22 protein-coding genes are annotated in these 23,266 nt (G+C 66.8%); 17 read left to right on the top strand and 5 right to left on the bottom strand.

The genetic code is table 11. The features are described 5' to 3' along the window. The first annotated feature begins 222 nt into the window (after positions 1-222). Together ERC79_RS01155 and ERC79_RS01150 are read left to right on the top strand one after the other, a co-directional pair. Complete coding sequence (locus ERC79_RS01155; protein WP_131575021.1) at positions 223-1,674, top strand: wax ester/triacylglycerol synthase domain-containing protein; 1,452 nt, start codon at positions 223-225, stop codon at positions 1,672-1,674. 57 nt (positions 1,675-1,731) lie between these two features. Further along, positions 1,732-2,604, top strand: coding sequence for an alpha/beta fold hydrolase (locus ERC79_RS01150; RefSeq protein WP_131575020.1), 873 nt, complete (start codon positions 1,732-1,734; stop codon positions 2,602-2,604). A gap of 38 nt (positions 2,605-2,642) precedes the next feature. Here the strand turns inward: ERC79_RS01150 and ERC79_RS01145 are convergent, their stop codons facing one another. Further along, positions 2,643-3,335, bottom strand: a complete 693-nt coding sequence (locus ERC79_RS01145) for an MBL fold metallo-hydrolase (protein WP_131575018.1) — start codon at positions 3,333-3,335, stop codon at positions 2,643-2,645. 156 nt (positions 3,336-3,491) lie between these two features. On the opposite strand from ERC79_RS01145, the gene uvrA reads away from it, so the two are divergent. Next, positions 3,492-6,449 carry an excinuclease ABC subunit UvrA gene (uvrA, locus tag ERC79_RS01140; protein ID WP_131575016.1) on the top strand — a complete coding sequence of 986 codons (2,958 nt, stop codon included), beginning with the start codon at positions 3,492-3,494 and terminating at the stop codon, positions 6,447-6,449. Positions 6,450-6,556: 107 nt separating this feature from the next. Here the strand turns inward: uvrA and ERC79_RS23675 are convergent, their stop codons facing one another. After that, positions 6,557-6,679 (bottom strand): hypothetical protein, encoded by a 123-nt coding sequence (locus ERC79_RS23675; protein WP_278249717.1) that lies wholly within the window; start codon positions 6,677-6,679, stop codon positions 6,557-6,559. A gap of 219 nt (positions 6,680-6,898) precedes the next feature. Between ERC79_RS23675 and ERC79_RS01135 the strand changes: the two genes are divergently transcribed. Continuing rightward, complete coding sequence (locus tag ERC79_RS01135; RefSeq protein ID WP_131575014.1) at positions 6,899-7,660, top strand: transglutaminase domain-containing protein; 762 nt, start codon at positions 6,899-6,901, stop codon at positions 7,658-7,660. A gap of 7 nt (positions 7,661-7,667) precedes the next feature. On the opposite strand, the gene ERC79_RS01130 is transcribed toward ERC79_RS01135, so the two are convergent. Both ERC79_RS01130 and ERC79_RS01125 read right to left on the bottom strand, forming a co-directional pair. After that, on the bottom strand, positions 7,668-8,090 hold the full coding sequence (locus tag ERC79_RS01130; protein WP_131575012.1) for a DUF1801 domain-containing protein: 423 nt from the start codon (positions 8,088-8,090) through the stop codon (positions 7,668-7,670). Positions 8,091-8,167: 77 nt separating this feature from the next. Beyond that, positions 8,168-8,545: a DUF1844 domain-containing protein gene (locus tag ERC79_RS01125; RefSeq protein WP_131575010.1), complete on the bottom strand. Its 378-nt coding sequence runs from the start codon at positions 8,543-8,545 to the stop codon at positions 8,168-8,170. Between the two features lie 380 nt (positions 8,546-8,925). On the opposite strand from ERC79_RS01125, the gene infC reads away from it, so the two are divergent. The 7 genes from infC (at position 8,926) to ERC79_RS01090 (ending at position 15,313) form a co-directional block, all read left to right on the top strand. After that, positions 8,926-9,555, top strand: coding sequence for a translation initiation factor IF-3 (infC, locus tag ERC79_RS01120; RefSeq protein ID WP_131580630.1), 630 nt, complete (start codon positions 8,926-8,928; stop codon positions 9,553-9,555). Between the two features lie 55 nt (positions 9,556-9,610). Next, positions 9,611-9,805, top strand: coding sequence for a 50S ribosomal protein L35 (gene rpmI / locus ERC79_RS01115; RefSeq protein WP_131575009.1), 195 nt, complete (start codon positions 9,611-9,613; stop codon positions 9,803-9,805). Positions 9,806-9,872: 67 nt separating this feature from the next. After that, entirely contained in the window at positions 9,873-10,262 is a 390-nt protein-coding gene (rplT, locus tag ERC79_RS01110; RefSeq protein WP_131575007.1) for a 50S ribosomal protein L20, read from the top strand. A gap of 23 nt (positions 10,263-10,285) precedes the next feature. Beyond that, the gene (locus tag ERC79_RS01105) at positions 10,286-11,086 is read left to right on the top strand and encodes an RNA methyltransferase (RefSeq protein ID WP_131575005.1); all 801 of its coding nucleotides are present in this window, start codon (positions 10,286-10,288) and stop codon (positions 11,084-11,086) included. Positions 11,087-11,191: 105 nt separating this feature from the next. Then, positions 11,192-12,262 carry a phenylalanine--tRNA ligase subunit alpha gene (gene pheS, locus ERC79_RS01100; RefSeq protein ID WP_131575003.1) on the top strand — a complete coding sequence of 357 codons (1,071 nt, stop codon included), beginning with the start codon at positions 11,192-11,194 and terminating at the stop codon, positions 12,260-12,262. A 62-nt stretch (positions 12,263-12,324) separates the two neighbouring features. Next, entirely contained in the window at positions 12,325-14,814 is a 2,490-nt protein-coding gene (gene pheT / locus ERC79_RS01095) for a phenylalanine--tRNA ligase subunit beta (RefSeq protein WP_131575001.1), read from the top strand. 67 nt (positions 14,815-14,881) lie between these two features. Next, on the top strand, positions 14,882-15,313 hold the full coding sequence (locus tag ERC79_RS01090; protein ID WP_131575000.1) for a hypothetical protein: 432 nt from the start codon (positions 14,882-14,884) through the stop codon (positions 15,311-15,313). Positions 15,314-15,325: 12 nt separating this feature from the next. Here the strand turns inward: ERC79_RS01090 and ERC79_RS01085 are convergent, their stop codons facing one another. Then, positions 15,326-17,062, bottom strand: a complete 1,737-nt coding sequence (locus ERC79_RS01085; protein WP_131574997.1) for an acyl-CoA dehydrogenase family protein — start codon at positions 17,060-17,062, stop codon at positions 15,326-15,328. 235 nt (positions 17,063-17,297) lie between these two features. Between ERC79_RS01085 and argC the strand changes: the two genes are divergently transcribed. From argC to ERC79_RS01055, 6 genes are read left to right on the top strand one after another with little or no spacing between them, the layout of a single operon-like run. Continuing rightward, on the top strand, positions 17,298-18,380 hold the full coding sequence (argC, locus tag ERC79_RS01080; RefSeq protein ID WP_131574996.1) for an N-acetyl-gamma-glutamyl-phosphate reductase: 1,083 nt from the start codon (positions 17,298-17,300) through the stop codon (positions 18,378-18,380). Further along, positions 18,377-19,615, top strand: coding sequence for a bifunctional glutamate N-acetyltransferase/amino-acid acetyltransferase ArgJ (gene argJ / locus ERC79_RS01075; protein WP_131574994.1), 1,239 nt, complete (start codon positions 18,377-18,379; stop codon positions 19,613-19,615). The genes argC and argJ overlap by 4 nt, the downstream gene beginning before the upstream one ends. Continuing rightward, positions 19,612-20,571, top strand: coding sequence for an acetylglutamate kinase (gene argB, locus ERC79_RS01070; RefSeq protein ID WP_131574992.1), 960 nt, complete (start codon positions 19,612-19,614; stop codon positions 20,569-20,571). The genes argJ and argB overlap by 4 nt, the downstream gene beginning before the upstream one ends. After that, positions 20,568-21,788 (top strand): acetylornithine transaminase, encoded by a 1,221-nt coding sequence (locus ERC79_RS01065; RefSeq protein WP_131574990.1) that lies wholly within the window; start codon positions 20,568-20,570, stop codon positions 21,786-21,788. The genes argB and ERC79_RS01065 overlap by 4 nt, the downstream gene beginning before the upstream one ends. Continuing rightward, the gene (argF, locus tag ERC79_RS01060; protein WP_131574988.1) at positions 21,785-22,723 is read left to right on the top strand and encodes an ornithine carbamoyltransferase; all 939 of its coding nucleotides are present in this window, start codon (positions 21,785-21,787) and stop codon (positions 22,721-22,723) included. The genes ERC79_RS01065 and argF overlap by 4 nt, the downstream gene beginning before the upstream one ends. Further along, positions 22,720-23,235 (top strand): arginine repressor, encoded by a 516-nt coding sequence (locus ERC79_RS01055; protein ID WP_131574986.1) that lies wholly within the window; start codon positions 22,720-22,722, stop codon positions 23,233-23,235. The genes argF and ERC79_RS01055 overlap by 4 nt, the downstream gene beginning before the upstream one ends. Positions 23,236-23,266 lie beyond the last annotated feature (31 nt).

Raw genomic sequence — 23,266 nt, 5'->3', positions numbered from 1 at the left:
GAGGCTTCGTTCCGTCCCGTCGTGGAAGGACATCCCGTCGATGGATCAACTTACGCCGGTTGCGGCGCATCTCACGGGATTCTTCGATCTTGACCGCGTCTCGTGACGGTGGCAACCCGATTGCGGCACGGGCAGCCAAAGGGCCCTACCCGAGCGAACCCGCGGATGGCTAGGTTCGAGGTTGAACCACCATCACGGCACACGCCACAAGGGTGAACCATCATGACGGACACGCGCGAATCGCACATGACGCAGTCGGACTATTTCTCCTGGAACCTGGAACATGATCCGATCATGCGATCGACGATCGTGGCCGTCGTCATCCTCGACACGACGCCGGACTGGGATCGCTTCGTCACCATGATGGACCGAGCGACGAGGGTGGTTCCGAACTTTCGGCACAGGCTCGTCCGTGTCGGGTACGGGTTGGCCCCGCCGCACTGGGAGGTGGATCCCGACTTCGACCTGTCGTGGCACCTGCGGCGCCTGGCGCTTCCCGCGCCGGCGGACCTGGAAGCTGTTCTCGAGGTCGCGCGCCGAAGTGGGATGGGGGCATTCGATGCCCACCGGCCGCTCTGGCAGTTCACACTTCTGGTCGGTCTCGACGACGGCCGTGCGGCGCTGGTTCTGAAGGTCCATCATTCGTTGACGGACGGTCTCGGCGGAATCCAGATCGCGGGCGAGATCGTCGATTTCGCCCGCGAGGGAACCGACCGAGGGCCGCTCCCTCCCGCGCCGTCTCCGACAGTGGTGAGCGCCCTCGCGGACACGTTGCAATGGCATGTGGAGACGGGCGTCGCCCTGGCACGAAGGGGCATCGGCGCGCTCGTTCCGACGGTGCGGAGCACGATCGCGAACCCGTTCCGCGCGTTGCAATCCGCTGCCACTACCGCCACCGCGGTCGTTCGTTTCGCGCGCCCGATCCCGAACACCCTCTCTCCCGTCATGACCGAACGCAGCCTCGGGCGGCGTTTCGCCGGGATCGATATTCCGTTCGAGGCGCTGCATCGCGCGTCGAGACATGCCGGAAGCACGCTCAACGACGCGTTTCTCGCTGCGTTACTGCTGGGGGTGCGTGAGTACCACGAATTGCATCACTCGACCGTCGAACAACTGCGCGTGATGGTGCCGGTCAGCATGCGCACGGAATCCGACCCGATGGGAGGCAACCGAATCACCCTGGTCCGGGTCGCGCTACCCGCGAACGTGACAGACCCGGCCGAACTGATGCACCGCGTGGGCGAGATCGTCAGCATGTCGGGCCACGACCCGGCGCTTCCGCTGTCCAACGCCATCGCCGGCGCACTGAACCTGCTCCCCAACAGCTACCTGGCCTCGGTCTTCAAACATGTCGACTTCCTGGCTTCCGACGTTCCCGGTTCACCTGTGCCCATGTATGTCGCCGGTGCGGAGATAGAGAGGTACTACGCCTTCGGGCCGACACTCGGCACCGCCCTCAACGTCACACTCATGTCCCATACCGGTACCTGCTGTGTGGGAATCAACGCAGACGCGGCGTCGGTACCGGATCTGCCGGTCATGACCGAATGCATCAAGAACGGCTTCCGCTCGGTCCTCAGCGTTGGCATGGGGGCAACGCCCACTTCGCCGGACCTGACGCCGTCGTGGGGGAGACCTCATGGTGCCTGCTCGGACACAGTTGTAGAGAGTTAGCGGGTCCCCCTTGTAGGTTGGGCTGCGTTGGGTGGCTACACCTACGGAGGGGCGACAATGTCGCAACACGAACTCGAGTCCGCAGTTTTTCACCAGGATGTCCTCAAATATGTCGATCTCGGTGAGGGTCCACCAGTCGTGCTCGTGCACGGACTGCTCGGCTCACACGAGTCGTGGGGTCCGCAGATCGACATGCTGGCCGAGAAGTACCGTGTCATTGCGCCGGACCTGTTCGGCCACGGCGAATCAGACAAACCACGGGGTGACTATTCGCTCAGTTCCCACGCCGCGACAGTGCGTGATCTCATGGACCACTTGGAGATCTCCTCGGCCCCTCTGGTGGGCCACTCGCTCGGCGGCGGGATCATCATGCAGATGGCGTACCTTTTTCCCGAGCGGGTGGAACGGCTGTGCCTGGTGAGCAGCGGTGGTCTCGGACCCGAGGTGAGCTCGTACCTCAAGGCGGCGACGTTACCGGGAAGCGAGTTTGTGCTGCCCGTCCTCGCGTCCGGCTGGGTCCGGCGGAACACCGAGGCCGTTCTCGGATTGTTGGGTCGCACGGGCCTGCCCGTGCAGCCGAGCCGCAGTGCTGTCGAGACGTGGCGCTCGCTGGGAACGGTGGCAGACAGGGCCACCCGGGACGCATTTCTCGCATCCGTCCGCGCGGTCGTGGGTCCGCGCGGGCAAACCGTCAGCGCCAAGCAGCATTTCCCGCGGTTCGAAACGTTGCCAGCGATGCTCATCTGGGGCGGCAAAGACACGATGATTCCAGCGCACCACGCCGAGAACGTCCGCGAGGAAGTGCCCAGAAGTCAGATCGAAGTCTTCCCCGACGCTGGCCACTTCCCTCAACTGGACGAGCCTTACCGCTTCTTCCGGGTGCTGGACACGTTCCTGCGGGCCGGCACGGAGGAACCGTCGAACGGCTGATCGGCCCAGTCTCCGCACCGGTGAGTGTGACGGCGTTGTCACCAACCGCGTTCGCGCCACTCCTGCAGGTGCGGCCGCTCGGCGCCGAGGGTCGAGTCCTTGCCGTGGCCGGGGTAGAAGGCGGTGTCGTCGGCAAAGCGCCCGAACAGTTTGGTTTCGACGTCATTCATGAGCGACGTGAAACGCTCGGCGTCGGGTGTCTTGCCGACGCCGCCCGGGAACAGCGAGTCTCCGGTGAACAGGTGGACCCGGCCGTGCTCGGTCTTCTCGGTCAGTGCCAAGGTGATCCCTCCGGGCGTGTGCCCGTCGAGGTGGATGACCTCGAGCGTGAGATCGCCCACCGTGACGGTGTCGCCGTCGGTGAGGTGACGCGCCGGGGTCACGGACAGAACCTCCGAGTCGAGCGGGTGCGCCGCGGTCGGCACGCCGGTTTCGTCGGCCACCTCGGCGAGTGCGAACCAGTGGTCGTGGTGCTGGTGGGTCGTGACGAGGAGCTCGAGCCGCGATGTCTGCTCGCCGATCAGCTGCAGGATGCGGGGCGCATCGTTTGCGGCATCGATGAGCAGCGAACTTCCGGTTGCGGCGCATGTGAGGAGGTAGGTGTTGTTGTCCATCGGTCCGACCGACATCTTGATGATCGTCGCACCGGGCACCGTGCGGCGCTGTGCGCCCGCAGTGCCCGAGAGATCGCCGGTGTAGTTGTCGTCGATGGTGATGTGCTGCTGCTCCATGATCGGGAGGCTACCGTCGAATCGGGGCGTTGCCGTGTGTCGACGTAGATCGTTGGGAAACCCGCTGGTCGGCGAACTTGTCGGTGTCCGCGCCTACCATGGGCTGCGCCCGGACGAGTGTTCACGGGCCGACCGAAGTCGAGAAGGGAATTACGTGTGGCGGATCGCCTGATCGTGCAAGGTGCGCGGGAGCACAATCTGCGAGGGATCAATCTCGATCTGCCCCGGGACAGCCTCATCGTGTTCACCGGACTGTCCGGGTCCGGTAAGTCCAGTCTCGCATTCGACACCATCTTCGCGGAGGGGCAGCGCCGCTACGTCGAGTCGCTGTCCGCGTACGCGCGCCAGTTCCTCGGGCAGATGGACAAGCCGGATGTCGATTTCATCGAGGGGCTCTCACCTGCAGTCTCGATCGACCAGAAGTCCACCAACCGCAACCCGCGGTCCACCGTCGGCACCATCACGGAGGTCTACGACTACCTGCGCCTGCTGTATGCGCGCGCAGGTTCCGCACACTGTCCTGTGTGTGGTGAGCAGATCGCGCGGCAGACGCCGCAGCAAATCGTCGATCAGGTTCTCGCGATGGAGGATGGCACCCGCTTCCAGGTGCTCGCCCCGGTTGTCCGGACCCGCAAGGGCGAGTTCGTGGACTTGTTCGAGCAGCTCAACACCCAGGGTTACTCACGTGTGCGGGTCGACGGCGTCGTACATCAGCTCACGAATCCGCCGAAGCTCAAGAAACAGGAAAAGCACGACATCGAGGTTGTCGTCGACCGCCTCACAGTCAAGGCGAGTTCCAAGCAGAGACTGACGGACTCCGTCGAGACCGCTCTGCGCCTCGCTGAGGGCATCGTCGTCCTGGACTTCGTTGACCGCGAGGAGAACGCGCCGGACCGTGAGCGGCGCTTTTCCGAGAAACTCGCGTGTCCCAACAGCCACCCGCTGTCGATCGACGATCTCGAGCCGCGCTCATTCTCGTTCAACTCGCCGTACGGCGCGTGCCCGGAGTGCACTGGCCTCGGCATCCGCAAGGAAGTCGATCCGGACCTCGTGGTGCCGGATCCGGATCTGAGTCTCGAGGACGGGGCGATCGCGCCGTGGTCGATGGGTCAGAGTTCCGAGTACTTCGGCAGGTTGCTGTCCGGCCTCGGCGACATCATGGGCTTCGATATGACCACGCCATGGAGCAAGCTGCCGGCAAAGGCTCGCAAGGCGATCCTCGAGGGCAGCACCGAGCAGGTTCACGTCAAGTACAAGAACCGCTACGGCCGGACGCGTTCGTACTACGCCGAGTTCGAGGGGGTCATGCCGTTCCTGCACCGGCGGCTCGAGCAGACCGAGTCAGAGCAGATGAAGGAACGCTACGACGGCTACATGCGGGACATCCCCTGCCCTGCCTGCAACGGCGCACGACTGCGGCCGGAGATCCTGTCCGTCACTATTGCGTCGGAGGTCTACGGCAAGAAGTCGATCGCGCAGGTCTGTGAGCTGTCGATCGCGGACTGCGCCGCGTTCCTCAACAGTCTCACACTCGGTTCCCGTGAAGAGGCGATCGCAGGTCAGGTACTCAAGGAGGTTCAGGCGCGGCTCGGGTTCCTGCTCGACGTCGGGCTCGAGTACCTTTCGCTCGCCCGTGCGGCGGGCACCCTGTCCGGCGGCGAGGCCCAGCGTATTCGGCTCGCCACTCAGATTGGTTCCGGGCTCGTCGGCGTACTCTACGTGCTGGACGAGCCGTCCATCGGCCTGCACCAGCGCGACAACCGGCGACTCATCGAAACCCTCACTCGCCTACGTGATCTCGGCAATACGCTGATCGTCGTCGAGCACGACGAGGACACCATCCGGACCTCGGACTGGGTTGTCGACATCGGGCCGCTGGCCGGCGAGCACGGCGGTCGGGTGGTGCACAGCGGCACCTACAAGGATTTGCTGACCAACAAGGAATCCCTCACCGGCGCATATCTTTCCGGTCGCAGCACCATCGACGTTCCAGCGGTGCGCCGAGCGGTCGACCGGAAGCGTCAGGTCACCGTTGTCGGCGCCCGCGAGAACAACCTCAAGGGCATCGATGTCAGCTTCCCGCTCGGGGTCCTCACCTCGGTCACCGGGGTGTCGGGGTCGGGCAAGTCGACACTGGTCAACGACATCCTCGCGACTGTCATGGCGAACAAGCTCAATGGCGCCCGCCAGGTTCCTGGCAGACACACCCGGATCAACGGCCTCGACCAGCTCGACAAGCTCGTGCAGGTCGACCAGTCGCCGATCGGGCGGACACCGCGATCCAATGCCGCCACCTATACCGGCGTCTTCGACAAAATTCGCACCCTGTTCGCGGCCACGACCGAGGCCAAGGTTCGGGGGTACCAGCCGGGACGGTTCTCGTTCAACGTCAAGGGTGGCCGGTGCGAGGCGTGCTCGGGTGACGGCACACTGAAGATCGAGATGAATTTCCTGCCGGACGTCTACGTTCCGTGCGAGGTGTGCCATGGGGCTCGGTACAACCGCGAGACGCTCGAGGTCCACTACAAGGGCAAGACGATCGCAGAAGTCCTGGACATGCCGATCGAGGAGGCCGCCGATTTCTTCGAGCCGGTCACCTCCATTCACCGATACCTGAAGACACTGGTGGAGGTTGGTCTCGGCTACGTTCGACTGGGTCAGCCCGCACCCACGCTCTCCGGCGGCGAGGCGCAACGAGTCAAGCTCGCGGCCGAACTGCAGAAGCGGTCGACGGGACGCACTGTGTACGTGTTGGACGAGCCGACCACCGGTTTGCATTTCGAGGATATTCGTAAACTCCTCAAGGTGGTCAACGGTCTGGTCGACAAGGGCAACTCGGTGATCGTGATCGAGCACAACCTGGACGTGATCAAGACGTCCGACTGGATCGTCGACATGGGACCCGAGGGCGGCTCGGGCGGCGGCACCGTGGTTGCAGAGGGGACGCCGGAAGAGATTGCAGCAGTGGCCGAGAGCTACACCGGCCGCTTCCTCAAGGAGGTTCTCGTCGCCCCGAGTGCGGGCGGGAACGGTGCCGCCGTAGGGGCGGCTCCTGCCCGGAAGGCCGCTACCCCGCGTAAGCGGGTCAAGAAGGCTGCTGCCGCCGTCGGCTGATGCCGACGCGGCCGAGGTGATCGACCGGCATCATCTCCAGGAAGACGTATTGCGGCGGTGGGGAATGATGCCGTTCCCCACCGCCGCAATACCTCAGGAGTCGAGGGTTACTGGGGGGTTTCCTGCTGCGCAGAGCTGTTCATCAGGCCGCTGATGATGGCGGTCAGGTCGATGTCGCCATTGGCGATTGCTGCGAGTAGACCGTTGAGGATGGTGGTGATCGATCCCATTCGATACTCCTTTGGTTCGGGCCTTCGGGGAGGTGAAGGACCCAGTGGGGGGTTTGCGTGATCTTGATCGCGCAAGGGGCACGCTACCAATGCAATTGCGTTGCGCGATGGACTTTCGCGATTCGAATTCTCGTGTCTGCCATCGCGCTTCCTGCTGCGTGCGGCCGGATTTCCCCCAGTCGGACATATGTCCAGCTCGAACCGGGCTACGTTGGGACGATGGTGTGTGCATCACTGACGTCATGGCGGGGGGCGGTGCTGTCGCCGGTATCGAACAGTGCCACCGGCGCAGGCGGCGGAACTGAGGCGACCGCGATCCTGGACTGGCATCATCCGGCGGTGGAAGAGTTGCATCAGGCGGCCATGTCGCGATCGGCGACGGAGAACCCTGCCGACTTCCTGATTGCTGCTCACGCGCTGGTGCGACAGGAGATTCGCGCGGTGTACGCATTGGACGAGGCGCAGCCGGCGTCGGTGACCGTCCGACGCGGTCGCGGATCCTGCAGTCAGCGGCTTGCGGTCGTCGAGGCGATGGCCCGCCGAAACGGGATCGCCACCCGGACACGGGGCTACCTCGTCCGCGGCGAGTTCTGGTACCCGAGGTTCCGTCGACTGCGCGTGCTGATCCCGGATCGGGTCCTCGTGGCCTGGCCTGAGTTTCGTCCCGGTGGTCGCTGGCTCGACGCGTCGGCGGTGTTCGGCCCGGTCGGGTGTGAATCGACGGCACCGGATCCCTTCACCAACGACGGGGCGGAGACGCTGTTCGACGCGCTGAGTCGTGCGCCGCTCAGCTGGCGGCCGGCGGACCGGCCTTGCATTGACCTGTCGGGGCATGTCGAGGCCGACCTCGGACTTTTCGAATCGCGTGACGCGCTGTTCGCCGAGTACGGCCAGACGATAATCGAACCCGTTCGATCACTGATCGACCCGGTGTTCTCCCGTTGGGGGGCCTCCCGTCGGGGGCGGGGGCGCCCCCGGTGACCTGCCGTCAGCTGTTGCCGAGTGCGTGTGCGGCCGATACCGAGCGCGTCACGAGCTCCGTCAGCGCGGCGTCGTCAACTTTCGCGAGCCGCTTGATGTACAGGCAGCCCTTGCCTACTCGGTGCGGGCCGAGTTGCGCGAGGGTTGCCGTCTCGGCCTCGAAATCCAGCGTCAGATACAGCGCCAGTGCGGTGGTCCTGGGGGAGAAGCCGATGAGCGCCGTCTCGCCCGAGTGTCCGCTCGCATAGCGGTACGTGCGACGGCCGAAGCCGACGATGCTGGTTCCCCACATCGTTGCGGGTTCCCCGGTGATCGTGCCCATGATCGCGCACAGGTGTCGAGCGTCGTCGCGAGCAATGGGGTCGGCGATGCCGTCGAGGAATTCCGCGACGCTCGCGTCGGTGGCATGGGTCTTGTTCGCGCTGGCCATGAGGGCACGTTAGGACACTTCGGGTCCATCCGCTGCCGCCGACGCCTTCGGTCGCGGGCGGCGAAACCGGCTGGGTGTCAGTAGACGGGACCTGTGTACTTCTCGCCCGGGCCCTTGCCCGGCTCGTCGGGATGCGCCGATGCCTCGCGGAATGCGCGCTGCAGCGCCTGCAGTCCTTCACGAATGGGTCCGGCATGTGGACCGAGGTACTCGACCGAGGCCGTGACCAGACCTGCAAGTGCGGTGATGACTCGGCGGGCCTCGTCCAGATCGAGATTGGGGCTGGTGTCAGGATCGGGATCCGACAGGCCGAGTTTCTCGGCAGCGGAGCTCATCAACATGACGGCGGCGCGGCTGATCACCTCTATGGCCGGGACCTCGGCAAGTTCGCGCACATCGGTGAAATCGTCCTCGGCGTGCTGTACGGAATCGGCCGGATCGGGGTTCTGCGTCATACCCATGAGGATCCCACCCCGGCCGTGGCCGCGAGCAGGGCGGTCCGAGGGATCGGGAGCGATTCGATTGTGGGATGCAGTGGTGCTAAGCTTTCCAGCACGACCGCCCTAGGCCTCGGCCGAGGGCAGCAAAGTGGAGTCCGACTCCCACCTCTGCGCGACACACTCTGTGTGCAGTTCAGTGGTCCGGTCGCCTCACGGGAGCAGTCTCGGTGGGGCTCCTTCGAGGTCGATGCCCGTTGACGGGTGTCGAGCATAGTTCGAGGGGGATCGTGGTTCCGGCAATCCGGATCCGCTGTCCGACCGGTCGACATCGGGCCCCGCACGGAGAGTTCACTCTCCGACGCGGGGCTTTCTTGTTGGGGCACAGGGCGCACGGGCTGCGGCGCGGTCACCGGACTGCACCGCTCAACCTAGGAGGCCCCATCAGCACTGAGACCCGCATCAACGATCGCATCCGCGTTCCCGAGGTTCGCCTCATCGGACCCGGTGGTGAGCAGGTTGGGATCGTGCGTGTTGAAGATGCGCTCCGCGTCGCCCTCGAGGCAGACCTCGACCTGGTCGAGGTGGCTCCCGATGCCCGTCCTCCGGTCTGCAAGATCATGGACTACGGCAAGTTCAAGTACGAAACGGCGCAGAAAGCGCGCGAATCGCGCAAGAACCAGCAGCAGACCGTCATCAAGGAGCAGAAGCTCCGTCCGAAGATCGACGATCACGACTACGAGACCAAGAAGCGGAACGTCATTCGCTTCCTCGAGGCCGGATCGAAGGTCAAGGTCACGATCATGTTCCGTGGCCGCGAGCAGTCGCGTCCCGAGCTCGGGTTCCGCCTGCTGCAGCGCCTCGGCGCCGACGTAGCGGACCTCGGTTTCGTCGAGACCTCCGCGAAGCAGGACGGTCGCAACATGACGATGGTGCTGGCTCCGCACAAGGGCGCGAAGACCCGTGTCAAGGCGCAGGAAGATGCCGCACCGGGTCACACCCCGGCCGGTGAGACGCCGAGCAGCTAGGCCAGATCACTTCACGCAAGACCGAAGTACAGAGAACACAAGAACTGAGGACTCCATGCCCAAGTCGAAGACCCACAGTGGCGCCGCGAAGCGATTCAAGGTGTCCGGTAGCGGAAAGATCCTGCGCCAGAAGGCCGGACGTCGCCACCTCCTCGAGCACAAGAGCTCGCGGGTGACCCGTCGCCTCGACGGCACTGCCGTCGTCAGCGAGAAGGATGCTCCCCGCATCAAGCGCATGCTCGGTATCTGAGCGAGTTCTTCCCCTACTTGACCGCCTGGGGTGCCGTCAGCGCCCCAAAGATTGACAGGATTTTGCAGTGGCACGCGTAAAGAGGGCTGTCAACGCCCAGAAGAAGCGTCGTTCGATTCTCGAGGCGTCCAGCGGCTACCGCGGGCAGCGTTCGCGCCTGTACCGCAAGGCGAAGGAGCAGCAGCTCCACTCGCTGACCTACGCCTACCGTGACCGTCGTGCGCGTAAGGGCGACTTCCGGAAGCTGTGGATCACGCGTATCAACGCCGCCGCGCGTGCGAACGATATGACCTACAACCGCTTCATCCAGGGTCTGACCGCCGCGGGTGTCGAGGTTGATCGCAAGATCCTCGCCGAGCTCGCAGTCTCTGACGCCGAGGCATTTGCCGGCCTGGTGGCCATTGCGAAGGCGGCACTGCCGGCCGACGTGAACGCCCCTGCCGGGGATGCAGCCTGAGTCAGCTGTTCCGGAACCGACCCGTGGACCCGTTCACCGAACGGACTCCACGGGTCGTTTCTGCTGTCAAGCTCCTGCGCGGCGCAGAGCGCAGGAAGACGGGTCGTTTCCTCGTCGAGGGTGAGAACTGTGTCGCCGAGGCGCTCTCGTCCGCGCCGGTGCACGAGCTGTTCTTCACGGAAGCCGCGGCTGAGCGTTACCCGGATCTGATCGAGCGGGCGATCGCTGCCGGAGTCCGCACCTCGCCCGTCACCGATCGGGCGATCCGCGCCCTCAGCGACACCGTCACCCCGCCCGGGCTGGTGGCGGTCTGCGATGTCCTCGACGTGCCGTTGACGAAGGCGGTGACGCCGACGACGCGGCTTCTCGCGGTCCCTGTCTCGATTGCCGAACCCGGCAACGCCGGAACTGTCATCCGCGTGGCCGATGCAGTCGGGGCGGACGCGGCGATTCTCGCCGGTGACAGCGTCGATCCGCACAACGGCAAGTGCGTGCGGGCCTCGGCCGGCAGCCTCTTCCACATCCCGGTCGTGCGTGAGCGCGACACCGATTCCGTGCTCGACGCGCTCAGCGGCGCCGGAATCCAGCTGCTCGCGACGGCCGCGGACGGGGAGATCGACCTCGACGAGGCCGACGAGCTGCTCGCCCGCCCCACGGCGTGGTTGTTCGGCAATGAGGCACACGGTCTGGACTCGGCAGTAGCCGCCCGCGCCGATCACCGCGTGCGGATTCCCATCCGAGGTCGTGCGGAGAGTCTGAACCTGGCGACCGCGGCGTCGATCTGCCTGTACGCAAGCGCCCGCATCCAGCACCGGAGCTCGTGACCCGTTCCGCAAACGCGTGCGTGGCGTCCGCGGTCGATCGCCTAGGATTCGGGTGTTGTGCCCGCGCGCTGATATCCATCGATTGACTAAGGAGTTGCACCGGTCGTGGCTAAGAATGAGGGCGGCGCCCCGCCGACTGTCGATGCGAATGCGCTCACCGAGGAGGCGCTCAGCGCTGCGGCGCTCGCGGCCGAGGAGGCGTTCGCCGAGGCCGCTGATCTGGATGCGCTTGCAAAGGCCAAGATCGAGCACTTGGGCGACAAGTCCCCGATCGCCCTGGCGAAGCGCGGTCTGGGTGCCTTGCCCGGAAACGAACGTGCCGACGCCGGCAAGCGAGTGAACGTTGCACGGACCCGTGTCAGCACTGCCTTCGACGTGCGGCGTGAGGTTCTGCTCGCCGAGCGTGATGCCGCGGTCCTGGTGGCCGAGGTCATCGATGTCACCCTGCCGGCGCGGCGCCGTCCGGTCGGCGCTCGTCACCCGATCACGATCATCTCCGATCAGATCGCCGACGTGTTCGTCGCGATGGGATGGGAGGTCGCCGAAGGCCCCGAGGTCGAGACCGAGCACTTCAACTTCGATGCGCTGAACTTCCTGCCGGATCATCCGGCCCGCACGATGCAGGACACCTTTCACATCGCACCGCCGAATTCGCGGCAGGTACTGCGCACCCACACCTCACCGGTGCAGGTCCGCACGATGCTCGAGCGCGAGGTGCCGATCTACGTGGTGTGCCCCGGCCGAACCTTCCGCACTGACGAACTCGACGCCACCCACACACCGGTGTTCTCTCAGGTCGAGGGTCTCGCGATCGACAAGGGCCTGACAATGGCGAATCTGCGCGGCACGCTCGACGCCTTCGCGCGGGCACTGTTCGGTCCTGATACCCGGACCCGGATGCGCCCCAACTACTTCCCCTTCACCGAACCGTCCGCCGAGGTGGACGTGTGGTTCCCGAAGAAGAAGGGCGGAGCCGGCTGGGTCGAGTGGGGTGGCTGCGGCATGGTCAACCCGAACGTGTTGCGCGCCAGTGGAATCGATCCCGAGGAGTATTCGGGATTCGCATTCGGAATGGGCATGGAGCGAACCCTGCAGTTCCGCAACGGTATCCCGGACATGCGTGACATCGTCGAGGGCGACGTGCGCTTCACGCTGCCCTTCGGTGTGCAGGCATGAGAGGTGGATCCTGCGGAATGCCCAGAGATCACAGACTTCACGAGCGAGAGAGCTGAGAAGACGTGCGAGTAGCGCAATCGTGGCTGACCGAGATTCTGCAGCGGGCGACGCCCGACTGGCAGGTGAATGCCGAGGAGTTGGACGCAGGCTTCGTCCGCGTGGGTCTCGAGGTCGAGGAGGTCGACCAGCTGGAGCCGGTGGCGGGCCCGCTGGTGGTGGGTCGGGTCCTGGAGATCGCCGAGCTGACCGAGTTCAAGAAGCCGATCCGATTCTGCAAGGTGGACGTCGGGGCCGACGAGCCGCAGGAAATCGTATGTGGCGCCCGCAATTTCGCCGAGGGTGACCTGGTCGTCGCCGCGCTGCCCGGGGCGGTGCTACCCGGGGGATTCGCGATCGCGTCCCGCAAGACGTACGGCCAGGTGTCGAACGGCATGATGTGTTCGGCGTCCGAGCTGGGCATCGGCAAGGATCATTCGGGCATCCTCGTGCTGGAGCCGGGCACAGCAGAGCCGGGGACCGATGCCAACGAGCTGCTCGGCCTCGACGACACCGTCATCGAGCTGAACATCACGCCCGATCGCGGCTACTGCTTCTCGGTCCGCGGACTCACCCGCGAGCTGGCGTGTGGTTTCGACCTCGGGTTCGCCGATCCGGCGGACGTCGCGGCGCTGCCGTCGGACGGCGGCGAGGCGTGGCCGGTGCAGCTCGAACCGGAGTCCAAGGCCACGCGGTTCACCGCGCGCAAGATTGTCGGCATCGACCCGAAGGCGGTCAGCCCCTGGTGGATGCAGCGTCGTCTGCTGCTGTCGGGCGTCCGGCCGATCTCGCCGGCCGTGGACGTCACGAACTATGTGTTGCTCGAGCTCGGGCAGCCGCTGCACGCGTTCGACGCCGCGAAGGTCAGCGGCGGACTGGTCGTCCGGCGTGCGACCGAGGGGGAGAAGCTCACCACCCTCGACGGCGTCGAGCGCACGCTCGATCCGGAGGACGTCGTCATCACCGACGACACCGGCGTGATCTCGCTGGCCGGCATCATGGGCGGCGCGAGCACCGAGGTGGGTTCCGAAACGGTCGATGTGCTGCTCGAGTCAGCGACCTGGGATCCGCTGGCGGTGTTCAAGACCGCACGTCGGCACAAGCTCACCAGTGAGGCGAGCAAGCGGTTCGAACGAGTCGTCGACCCGCGGGTGGCGCTGCCCGCACTCGATCGTGCCGCGGCGCTCCTGGTGGAGATCGCGGGCGGTACCGTCGAACCGGTCCTCACCGACGTCGGTGCTGTCGCAGCGTCCGTTCAGATCCGGATGGACATCGACCTGCCGGACCGGGTGGCGGGCGTGACGTATCCGAACGGCACCGCTGCGCGGCGCCTGACGCAGATCGGCTGCACTGTCGAGGTCGGAGTCAGCGAGACCGGCCACGGACAGCTCGTCGTGACCCCGCCGTCGTGGCGTCCGGATCTGGTCCAGCCAGCGGACCTGGTCGAGGAGGTGCTTCGGCTCGAGGGTCTCGAGCAGATCCCATCGGTACTGCCGCAGGCGCCGGCCGGCCGGGGTCTGACCGGCAAGCAGCGTCGGCGCCGTTCGGTGGGCCGCCTGCTCGCGGCCGACGGGTTCGTCGAGATCCTGCCCCCGGTGTTCCTGCCGCACGCCGTGTTCGACACATGGGGCCTGGATGCCGACGATCCGCGCCGCAACACCTCCAAGGTGCTCAATCCGCTGGAGTCGGATCGGCCCGAGCTGGGGACGACCCTGTTGCCGGGTCTGCTCGAGGTGTTGGCGCGCAACACTTCCCGTGGTCAGCGTGATCTGTCGCTGTTCGGTATCGCGCAGGTGGTGCAGCCGGGGTCGGACACCAAACCTGTGGACGCCCTGCCGGTGGACCGTCGCCCCACCGACGAGCAGATCGCCGATCTGCTGAAGTCGCTCCCCGCGCAGCCGCTGCACGTCGCCGTGGTCCTGTCGGGACTGCGTGATCCCGCGGGTCCGTGGGGTCCGGGGCGCCAGGCGGAGGCATCGGACGCGTTTGCGGCCGTACAGACCATTGCCGACGCTGCCGGTGTGACGGTGGAGCTGCGGGCCGCGCAGTACCTGCCGTGGCATCCGGGGCGCTGCGCCGAGGTGCTGCTTGACGGTGTTGTCGTCGGCCACGCCGGCGAGCTGCACCCAGCGGTGCTCGAGCGGGCCGGATTGCCGGCGCGCACATGCGCCGTCGAGATCGATCTCGATGCGCTGCCCATCACTGAAGTGCTTCCCGCGCCGCGGGTCTCGCCGTTCCCGGCGGTGCTACAGGATGTTGCCGTCGTGGTCGGGAAGTCGGTGTCGGCCGCTTCCGTCGAGACGGCGCTTCGCGCCGGTGGTGGCGAGTTGCTCGAGGACATCCGGCTGTTCGACGTGTTCGAGGGCGAGCAGGTGGGCGAGGGTCGTAAGTCGCTCGCGTACGCACTTCGGTTCCGCGCGGTCGATCGCACGCTCACCGAGGACGAGGCGAGTGCTGCGCGCGATGCGGCCGTCGCGGCGGCGACCGAGTCTGTCGGCGCGGTGCTCCGCGGCTGACCCGTCGAAACATCCGGTGAGGGGCTCCCCTCGGTAGCCTGGACAGTGCTACCGGGAGGAGCCCCTCATGGTCGATATGGACGACACACTCGCGCGACTGCGCGGGCTCGGTGATGCGGAACTACTGGCTGCGATTCTCGCGGTCACGGCGGAGCGTCCGGGACTGTTGCCGGTTCACACCGCTGCGGCGATGCTGGCCGCGGGACGTGGACACACGCCGGACATCCCGCCGGATCCGTCGCGCCCGGCAGCGCCGCCGGATGTCCCACCGCCGACGACGATCGGTTCGGTTCCGCCGCCCGACTACACCGAGGCCGGGGTACCGACGTTCGACCGGGTGCGCGACCAGATCGAGGAACGCTTCGGATCCGCTCTCGGCTCGGAGGAGTTGGAGCGTGACAGCGAGGCCCGGCGCGACCTCGACGAGCAGTGGCAAGCTCGGGAGAAGGCCAGCCGCGACAGGCTCGACGAGATCCGCCGGTCCATGCGCAGGGATTGACGCTGGGAGGTGTCAGTGCCGTTCGAGGATTGCCGAGAAGTCGCTTCCTACCGGAAGTGTTCCGTACTCGAGATCGCGGTCGGCGCCCATCCGTGCCGCGACGAATGCGTCGGCGACAGCGGTCGGCGCCGTCCGTAGGAGCAGTGAGCCCTGCAGCCCCAGCGCCATGGCGGCCGCGACCGGCCGGGCCCGGAACTGCGCCGTCGCCGGATCGAGGGTCGCGAGGTCGGTGAGCATCGTGCGGACCCGGTCCAGGTGCTCGTCGAACACCGACGACGCGCCCCGCGCGAGGTTCAGTTCGGCGTCGAACGCCCGGACCGACTCGGGCTCGCGGGTCATCGCGCGCAGCACGTCGAGGGCGATGACGTTGCCCGATCCCTCCCACACCGCCATCACTGGCTGCTCGCGGTACCGGCGCGCGAGCGGAAAGGCCTCGGTGTAGCCGTTGCCGCCGAGACACTCGAGCGACTCGTACGCGTGATGTGGCCCGCGCTTACAGATCCAGTACTTGCTCACCGCGGTCGCGAGCCGGCGGAATGCCTTCTCCGAGTCGGACGCGTCGTCGTCGTGGGCGCGCGCCAACCGCAGGGCAGTCGCCGTCGCGGCCTCGGACTCTAGGGCGAGGTCGGCGACCACCGCCGTCATCGCGGGCTGGTCGATCAGCGTCGCACCGAATGCCGATCGGTGGCGCACGTGCCACAGTGCCTCCGCGACTGACTGCCGCATACCGGCGGCGGAGCCGTAGACACAGTCGAGCCGGGTGCGGGAAACCATCTCGATGATCGTGCGGACCCCGCGCCCGGGCTCGCCGACGAGGTGGCCGATCGTTCCGTCGAGCTCGATCTCCGAGGACGCATTGGACTTGTTGCCCAGCTTGTCCTTGAGCCGCTGGATACGGAACACGTTGCGGGTACCGTCGTCGAGAACCCGCGGAACCAGGAAGCAGGAGAGCCCCTCCCGTGATTCTCGGTCGCTCCGCGGGCTGCGCTCCCGCGATTCTCGGTCGCTCCGCGGGCTGCGCTCCCGCGCGTTGGCGAGTACCAGGAATGCGTCCGACATCGGGGCCGAGCAGAACCACTTGTGCCCGCTCAGCAGGTAGGTGCCGTCCGAGAGTGGCTGGGCGACAGTAGTGTTGGCGCGGACGTCGGATCCACCCTGCTTCTCGGTCATCGCCATGCCGAACAGCACGCCGGGCTTGTCGCCGGGCGCGGCGAGGGCGCCGTCGTAGCCGCGTGAGTACACCCGCGGTAGCCAGCGCTGCGCCAGTTCGGGCGCGAACATCAGCGACGGGACGGCGGAGTGGGTCATCGAGATCGGGCACGCGTGGCCGGGTTCGAGCTGTGCGAAGAGCATGAAGGTTGCAGCGCGTGCGACATTCGCCCCGGGCCGAGGTTCGGCCCATGCGGAGGTGTGCGCGCCGTACTCGACAGCGGCGGAGATCACCTGATGGTAGGCGGGGTGGTACTCGACCTCGTCGATGCGGTGTCCGTAGCGGTCGTGCGAGTGCAGTCGGGGGAGCTCAGTGTTCGCAAGTTCTGCTGCGTGCTGAAACTCTGCGGTGCTGACGAGTGCGCCCACCTCGGACAGGTGCGCCGACGCCCACGAGGCGTCGTAGCGGGTGACGCCCTCGACGAGTGGTTTGTTGGTGGTGAACTCGTTGATGTCGACTCGCGGTGGGGCCTGGTTGAACACTTCGTGGGTGCGATGTCCGCCGATGGTCGTGCTCGTGGAGTCCTGCGCTGTCGTCATGGCCGATACCCTTCCGCCAAACTATGAATCACAATTCAGTTCTTTTCGGTGACTGTAGAACGAATTCCCGCGGCGGGCAATGGCTCCGCGGGTCGCGCAGTCGGATTTACGGAGGTGCTCCGATCGAAGTCGATGCCCGGATGCTGACGAATCGCGGACTTCGGGGGTGCTGGTGATCCGGCCGATCGAGAAGCCTGAGATGAATAAGTTTGCATGATGGTGCATAATCATCCGCATGGGTACTTCTGGAGAATCCGGAACGTCGGCGAGCGGTAACCCGCTGTCGATCAAGGTCGCGATCGCGGGTGCGAGCGGGTATGCGGGCGGGGAAATCCTCCGCCTGCTGCTCGGCCACCCCGCGTATCGCGACGGTTCACTCGTGATCGGTGCGCTCACCGCGGGCGGTAACGCCGGCACCACACTCGGCGCACACCACCCGCACCTGGTGCCGCTCGCCGACCGTGTTCTCGCCGCCACGGACATCGAGACGCTGTCCGGTCATGATGTCGTGTTCCTCGGTCTGCCGCACGGTAACTCCGCCGAAATTGCGCGTCAGCTCCCCGAATCGACGGTGATCATCGACTGCGGCGCCGATTTCCGGCTCACCGACGCCGATGCGTGGGAGAAGTACTACGGCAGCCCCCATGCCGGTAGCTGGCCGTACGGTCTGCCCGAGCTGCCGGGCGGCCGGGACAAGCTCGTCGGCGCCACCCGGATCGCGGTGCCCGGGTGCTACCCGACTGCAGCGAGCCTGGCGCTCGCGCCCGCCGTCGCGGCAGGTGTCGTCGAACCGCGGGTCAACATCGTGGCGGTCAGCGGAACCTCGGGCGCCGGCAAGGCGCCCAAGGCGGATCTGCTGGGCTCCGAGGTCATGGGCTCGGTCCGGGCGTATGGCGTCGGGGGTGCCCACCGGCACACTCCGGAGATCAGGCAGAACCTCTCCGCTGCGGCCGGCACCGATGTGACCGTCTCGTTCACGCCGGTGCTCGCCCCGATGCCACGAGGCATCCTCGCCACCTGCACCGCGCCCACCACATCGTCCGTCGACGAGATCCGGGCGGTCTACGAGAAGGCCTACAAGAGTGAGCCGTTCGTCCACGTGCTGCCCGAGGGCCAGCTGCCGCAGACCGGTGCGGTCGTAGGCTCCAATGCGGTGCAGATTTCTGTCACCGTCGACGAGGGGGCCGGCCTGCTCGTGGTGATCGCGGCGATCGACAACCTCACCAAGGGCACCGCCGGAGGTGCCGTCCAATCCATGAACCTGGCCCTGGGCCTGCCCGAGACCGATGGTCTCTCGACCGTGGGAGTTGCACCGTGACAACCGAATCCGACTTCGCTGACGCCATCGAGATTGCCGGTGGTCGGCTGATCCGCACGCAGGGGGTCACCGCACCGGCGGGCTTCCGCGCCGCCGGTATCAAGGCCGGTATCAAGGTCAGCGGCCGCTCCGATCTCGCGCTGGTCTTCAACGAGGGCCCCGAACTGGCAGCCGCCGGTGTGTTCACCGCCAACAAGGTCAAGGCTGCACCCGTCCTGTGGTCGCAGCAGGTTCTCACCACCGGTCGACTGCGGGCAGTCGTCCTCAACTCCGGCGGAGCCAATGCGTGCACCGGGGCGCCCGGATTCCAGGACGCCCACAAGACGGCCGAGCACGTGGCTGCGTCGCTCAGCGACTGGGGCACCGAGACCGGCGCGATCGAGGTCGCGGTGTGCTCCACCGGGCTGATCGGTGACCGGCTGCCGATGGACAAGGTTCTCGCCGGCGTCACCGAGATCGTGCACGAACTGGCCGGCGGCATCTCTGGTGGCACCGACGCCGCACACGCCATCATGACCACCGACACCGTTGCGAAGCAGGCCGCGCTGCACCACGGCGACAAGTGGAATGTCGGCGGCATGGCCAAGGGTGCCGGCATGCTCGCCCCGTCGCTCGCGACCATGCTGTCGGTCATCACCACCGACGCCGTCGCGACCGCCGAACAGCTCGACGAGGCCCTGCGGTTCGCGACACGGTTGTCGTTCGATCGGCTCGACGTCGACGGCGCCACTTCCACCAACGACACCGTGCTGCTGCTCTCCTCCGGAGCCAGCTCGGTCGCCCCGTCACAGGAGGAGCTCAACGCCGCGGTCCTGGCGGTGTGCGACAGCCTCGCCGACCAGCTGATGGCCGACGCCGAGGGTGTCACCAAGCGGGTCCGGGTCACCGTCAGCGGCGCCGCATCCGAACAGGACGCGCTCCTCGCCGCTCGGACCGTCGCCCGCGACAGTCTCGTCAAGACCGCGCTGTTCGGCTCCGACCCCAATTGGGGCCGCGTGCTCGCCGCGGTGGGGATCGCGCCGGTCACGCTCGACCCGGACCGGATCTCGGTGTCGTTCAACGGCAATCCGGTGTGCATCGACGGTGTCGGCGCTCCCGGCGCGCGCGAGGTGGACCTGTCCGGTATCGACATCGACCTGACCATCGAACTCGGCGTCGGCGAGCACAGCGTCACCATCCGCACCACCGACCTGTCGCACGCGTACGTCGAAGAGAACTCGGCGTACTCGTCATGAGCGGCGGCATCGGCGACACGGTGGTCACCGACCCGAGCATCGCGAATCTGACGTCGAGTCAGAAGGCGTATGTCCTGGCGGAGGCGCTGCCGTGGCTGCAGCGGTTCCACGACAAGGTCGTCGTGATCAAGTACGGCGGCAACGCGATGATCGACGAGGAACTCAAGAGCGCGTTCGCGGCGGACATGGCGTTCCTGCGCACGATCGGCATCCACCCGGTCGTCGTGCACGGTGGCGGCCCGCAGATCAACGCGATGTTGAAGCGGCTCGGCATGGAGGGCGAATTCCGCGGAGGCTTCCGCGTCACGACGCCCGAGGTCATGGATATCGTCCGGATGGTCTTGTTCGGTCAGGTCGGCCGGGAACTCGTCGGCCTCATCAACGCACACGGCCCATTCGCCGTCGGCATCTCCGGTGAGGACGCACGGCTGCTGACCGCGACCCGCCGCACCGTGCAGGTCGACGGCGAGGCCACTGACATCGGACTCGTCGGCGACGTCACCACCGTCAACCCCGAGGCCGTGCTCGATCTCATCGCTGCCGGACGCATCCCGGTCGTCTCGACGATCGCGCCCGACGAGGACGGCGTTGTGCACAACATCAACGCCGATACTGCGGCCGCCGCCATCGCCGAGGCTATCGGTGCAGAGAAGCTCGTCGTCCTCACCGACGTCGAGGGGCTGTACACCGACTGGCCCGATCGCAGCTCGCTTGCCTCCGAGATCGACACGGCCGCATTGCGTCTGCTGTTGCCGAGTCTCGACTCCGGGATGGTCCCCAAGATGGAGGCCTGCCTGCGGGCCGTGGAGGGCGGCGTGCCCACCGCGCACGTCATCGACGGCCGGGTGGCACACGCGGTCCTGCTCGAACTCCTCACCGGCGAGGGCATCGGCACGATGGTTGTCCCCGCCCCTCACACCACCGTCAGCCCTGCAACCCCGGAAGGACTGGAATGACTGCCACGACGGATCTCCAGCAGCGCTGGTCCGGCGCACTGATGAACACCTACGGCGTGCCGCGGGTGGCGCTGGTCCGTGGCGAGGGCGTGATCGTCACCGACGCGGACGGGAAGCAGTACCTGGATCTACTCGCGGGCATCGCCGTCAACATCCTCGGACACGCGCATCCTGCGATCGTCGATGCGGTCACGACGCAGCTCTCGACACTCGGACACGTGTCGAACCTGTACGTCAGCGAACCCGCCGTAGAGCTGGCCGAGCACCTCCTCGCGCAGTTGGGTGCCGGCGACAACGCCGGTTCCGTCACCGGACGGGTGTTCCTGTGCAACTCGGGAACCGAGGCCAACGAGGCCGCGTTCAAGCTGGCGCGGGCGACCGGCCGGCGCAAGATCATCGCTGCCGAGAAGGCGTTCCACGGCCGGACGATGGGCGCGCTCGCGCTCACCGGTCAGCCCGACAAGCGCGCGCCGTTCGAACCGATGCCCCCCGGTGTCGAGCACGTGCCCTACGGTGACCTCGACGCGCTGGACCGCGCCGTCGACGAGGACACAGCTGCGGTGTTCCTCGAACCGATCATGGGCGAGGGCGGCGTCGTCGTTCCGCCCGAGGGCTATCTGGCCGGTGCGCGGCGGATCACCGCCGAGCGCGGCGCACTCCTGATCCTCGACGAGGTGCAGACCGGAATCGGCCGCACCGGCTGGTTCTATGCGCATCAGGCCGCGGGCATCGTGCCCGACGTGATGACGCTCGCGAAGGGCCTCGGCGGCGGCATGCCGATCGGTGCCTGCATCGCTACCGGCGCGGCCGCGGAGCTGTTCGGTCCGGGCAAGCACGGCACCACGTTCGGTGGCAACCCGGTGTGCGTGTCCGCGGCTCTAGCGGTGCTCCAGACCATCGCGTCCGAGGATCTGCTCTCGCACGCCGACAACGTCGGCAAGGTCCTTGCCGCCGGTATCGAGGGGCTCGAGCACCCGCTCGTCGACCATGTGCGTGGTTCCGGTCTGTTGTTGGGTGTCGTCCTCACCGAGGACGTGGCCCCTGCAGTCGAGACTGCGGCCCGTGACGCCGGGTACCTGGTCAACGCGGCCCAGCCCGGTGTGGTGCGGCTGGCACCCCCGCTGATTCTCACGGAGTCGCAGGCGGAAGGATTCGTCGCGGCGCTGCCTGCGATCTTGGACAGTGCTGTAGCGATTACTGGAGGCAAAACCACATGACGATTCGGCACTTCCTGAGGGACGACGACCTCACTCCGGCGGAGCAGGCGGAGGTTCTGGAGCTCGCCCGTGAGTTGAAGGCGAATCCGTATGCGCGGCAGCCACTCGCGGGCCCGCGTGGCGTCGGCGTCATCTTCGACAAGAACTCGACCCGAACCAGGTTCTCCTTCGAGATGGGTATCGCACAACTCGGCGGGCATGCGGTGGTCGTCGACGGGCGCAACACCCAGCTCGGCCGCGACGAGACGTTGCAGGACACCGGGCGCGTGCTGTCCAGGTTCGTCGATGCAGTCGTGTGGCGCACGTTCGGCCAGGAACGCCTCGATCAGATGGCCGAGGGCGCCACCGTGCCGGTAGTCAACGCGCTCTCCCGCGAGTTCCATCCGTGCCAGGTGCTGGCGGATCTGCAGACCCTCGCCGAGCGCAAGGGCGAGCTGAAGGGTCTGAGGCTCACTTACCTGGGCGACGGCGCCAACAACATGGCGCACTCGCTTCTGCTCGGCGGTGCCACGGCAGGAATCCACGTCACGATTGCGGCCCCGGCTGGGTTTGCTCCCGCGCAATGGGTGGTCGACGCCGCGCGGGTCCGGGCAGAGCAGACGGGCGCGATGATCACGCTCACCGAGGACCCGCAGGCCGCGGTTGAGGGCGTCGACGCGTTGGTAACCGATACGTGGACGTCGATGGGGCAGGAGGACGACGGGCTCGACCGCGTCGGGCCGTTCCGTCCCTTCCAGATCAATGCGGATCTGCTGGCAAAGGCGGCACCGGACGCAGTTGTGCTGCACTGTTTGCCCGCCCATCGCGGCGAGGAGATCACCGACGAGGTGCTCGACGGTCCGCAGTCGGCGGCGTGGGACGAGGCGGAGAACCGGCTGCATGCGCAGAAGGCGCTCCTCGTGTGGTTGCTCGAACGTGCCGGGACCCGGCCGTGACCTCCGCCCCGGGCCCGCACTCCGCGCCGACCGCCGCCGTCGCGCATACGCGCGCCGGCCGGCAGGCGCGGATCACCGCGCTCGTCGCGGAGCGGCATGTCCGTAGCCAGGGCGAGCTCGCGGCGCTACTCGCCGCCGAGGGAATCGAGGTGTCCAACGCGACGCTCTCGCGTGACCTGGAGGAACTCGGCGCGGTGAAGCTGCGGGCCGCCGACGGCGGGGCCGGGGTGTACGTGGTGCCGGAGGACGGTTCGCCCGTCCGCGGTGTGTCCGGAGGCACCGACCGGCTGTCGAGGCTGTTGGGGGAGCTGCTGGTCTCCACCGACGCCAGCGGCAATCTGGCCGTGCTGCGAACCCCGCCGGGGGCCGCGCACTACCTGGCCAGCGCCCTCGACCGGGCCTCACTGCCCGACGTCGTCGGCACCATCGCCGGCGACGACACAATCCTGGTCGTGGCCCGCGAACCGCTCACCGGTGCTGAGCTTGCCGCGGCGATCGAACGCCTGGCCTGACCACTAGACTCTTGTTGAACAATTCGATTTT

Source organism: Rhodococcus sp. ABRD24 (assembly GCF_004328705.1).
Lineage (GTDB): Bacteria > Actinomycetota > Actinomycetes > Mycobacteriales > Mycobacteriaceae > Prescottella.
Note: the sequence above shows the minus strand (reverse complement) of the source record. Positions and strands in the feature narration are given on the sequence as shown.